The following is a 2,529-nucleotide window of genomic DNA, read 5'->3' on the forward strand; positions in this document are numbered from 1 at the left end:
GGTCGTCGAACTCGGCGATCACGGCGTCGCCGGTGCGGAAGGACTGTTGGCGCTTGCCGCCGGCCCACACGGTGACGGAGGTGTTGACGGGCCAGAACTGGTGGGGGCGCCAGCGCACCTCCCGGTCGCTCACCCAGTAGAACTTGCCCGCCACCGGTGGTTCGGTGCGGATGCCGATGGTTGCCTCGGCGCGGGCACGGTCGGTGATGGGTCGGTCGAAGAAGAACATGACCGGCTGCGCGACGCCCACGACCTCGTTGGGGGTCGGGAAGACGGTGACGTCGCCGTACTCGGGTGCCGGGCGGGCGGGGCCGATGACCGGGTAGGTGAGGACGGGCTGCGCGGGCACCCCCGGGATGGCGGGCGTCGGCAGCGGGGCGTTCTCGAGCTGGGGGACGCCGGGCGGGCTCAGCGGCATGACGGACTGGGCCTGCGCGGCGGGGGCGGCCCCGGTGGCAGCCGGGACGCCCAGGACGAGGACGGCCGCAGCGAGGATCGCGGCGGCTGCCGAGGAGCGGGGGTGTCTGGGCATGAGGGGCTCCTGGGGACGGACGGGGTTCTCTACGGTCTCGCTCAGACTTCTACAAGGAGATGTCGTGCGCCACAACCGAAGTGTTTCCCGGGGGCCCTGCCCCGGGCGCCCGGGGACCCGGTGTCAGTAGTTCCAGTCGCCCTGTCCGTCGAAGGCGCCGAACTGCCGGCCGGGGCCGTTCACCACGATGAACGGGTCACCGTTGCCGGTGTTGTCGTAGTACCAGGCCGCGTCCTCGGGGCTGACGTTGATGCACCCGTGGGAGACGTTGCGGACGCCCTGGTCGGCGACCGACCACGGGGCGGAGTGGATGAAGATGCCGTCGTAGCTGAGTCGAACGCCGTTTTCGACGGTCGTGTCGTAGCCGCCGGCGTCCATCGCCAGGCCCCAGGTGGAGGAGTCCATGCGCACCTGGCGGTCGCGCCAGCCGTTGTAGTAGATCCCGTTGTGGGTGGGGAAGGCGTCGCGGCCGGCGGAGGCGCGCATGGTGCGGATGACCTCGCCGTTCCGGGTGACGGTGACGAGGTGGGTGTTGTCGTCGTAGGTGGAGACGATCGCGTCGCCGGTGCGGAAGGCGTGCTCGCGGCCGCCCGCCCACACGGTGACGGAGGTGTGGGCCGGCCAGAACTCGTGCGGGCGCCAGCGCAGTTCGGTGTCGCTCACCCAGTAGAACTTGCCCTCGACCGCGGGGGCGGTCCGGATCGCCACGGAGGCCTCGGCGCGGGCGCGGTCGGTGACGGGGCCGTCGAAGTGGATCATCACCGGCTGTGCGACGCCGACCGTCTCGCCCGGGGTGGGGTAGACGGAGGCGACGCCGACCTCGGCGGCGGCGCGCGCCTGTGCGGGGACGGGGATCGTGAGGACCCCCACGCCGGGTAGCGGGGGCGTGGGGACGGGGGCGGATTCGGAGCCGAACGCGCCGACCGATCCGGTGGATCCGGTGTAGCCGGCGAGTGACTGCCCGGAGGCGGCGGGGGAGAGGCCGACGACGACGAGGCCTGCCGTGGCCAGAAGCGGGGCGATGATCCGGGGTCGGCGCGACATCGGTCTCCTCGGTGCGGCGCCGCGACGAGGCGGCGGGGCGGGGCGACGCGGGCGCACGGGCGGGCCGGAGTGGTGTAGTCCCATGCGCCACATCAGTAACAGGAGCAACAATACCCTCGCCTCGTCCCGCCTGTACATCCCGTGGGGCGCAGGGCATCCCGGGGCGCCGCGGACCCGCGGGTGCGACTCGCGGACCCGCGCCACGCAACCGTCCCAACGTTCGTTGGTAATGGCGATCGTAGAAGCGCTGGTAGGCACGCCGCGATCTCTTATTGACCGTAAGTCAGCGACAGAATGCCTGCTCATGGGGTTGATGTGTTCTCGGATGCAACATATGGTCGACGCAGTCACCGCCTGAGGGGTCGGTGGCGAGAGTGAAGTGGTTGCTGAGGGGCTGCGACTTCACACTTCAGAGGGGCCGGTCGTGAGACCGGGGCACCTGGGGGGGGTGCCACCCGCAGCCTTGTAAGGCAGCGAGGAAGGCCGGATCGTGCTCGATCCGCCGGATAGAGGAACGGCGTCGGATGCTGAGGGGCTCCGGCGCCGTTCCCGTCTGTGCCGGCGAGCATCGGCGGGCTCAGTCTTCGGCGGGCCCGGTCATCGGCGGGTCGTGTCGCCGGCTGTCAGGCGAGGATGCGCTGTGCCACCCGGTGGAGTCCGCTCAGCGCTGACGCCTCGGCGTCGGGCGACCGCGGGGTCTCCGGCTTGAGCAGGGTGATGTGCCACAGTTCGTCGCCCGCCACCAGGATGGTGTGTACCTCGACTCCGCCGCCGGTCGGCGCCGCCACGCAGTCGATGTAGACCGTGGCCAGGTCCGGTCGGACCGGTGCGGGCGCCCCGGGGGCCGCCGGCGCCGCGTCCTGGATCGCCGCGGCGTCGCTCCCGCGCACCTCGGAACAGGCGTAGCGCACCCCGAGGAGCGTGGCCTGACCGGCCAGGGCCGCCTCCGCCCC

2 protein-coding genes and 1 pseudogene are annotated in these 2,529 nt (G+C 71.8%); all 3 read right to left on the minus strand.

The features are described 5' to 3' along the window. Positions 1-532 (minus strand): Ig-like domain-containing protein (locus tag G6030_RS14080; RefSeq protein WP_241724369.1); only part of this gene is annotated, 532 nt, incomplete at its 3' end. A 123-nt stretch (positions 533-655) separates the two neighbouring features. After that, the gene (locus G6030_RS14085; protein ID WP_007625968.1) at positions 656-1,576 is read right to left on the minus strand and encodes an Ig-like domain-containing protein; all 921 of its coding nucleotides are present in this window, start codon (positions 1,574-1,576) and stop codon (positions 656-658) included. A gap of 623 nt (positions 1,577-2,199) precedes the next feature. Then, a pseudogene (locus tag G6030_RS14090) lies at positions 2,200-2,529 on the minus strand (hypothetical protein); the annotation flags it as partial.

This window comes from Dietzia sp. E1 (assembly GCF_014145015.1).
Taxonomy (GTDB): Bacteria; Actinomycetota; Actinomycetes; order Mycobacteriales; family Mycobacteriaceae; genus Dietzia; species Dietzia cinnamea_A.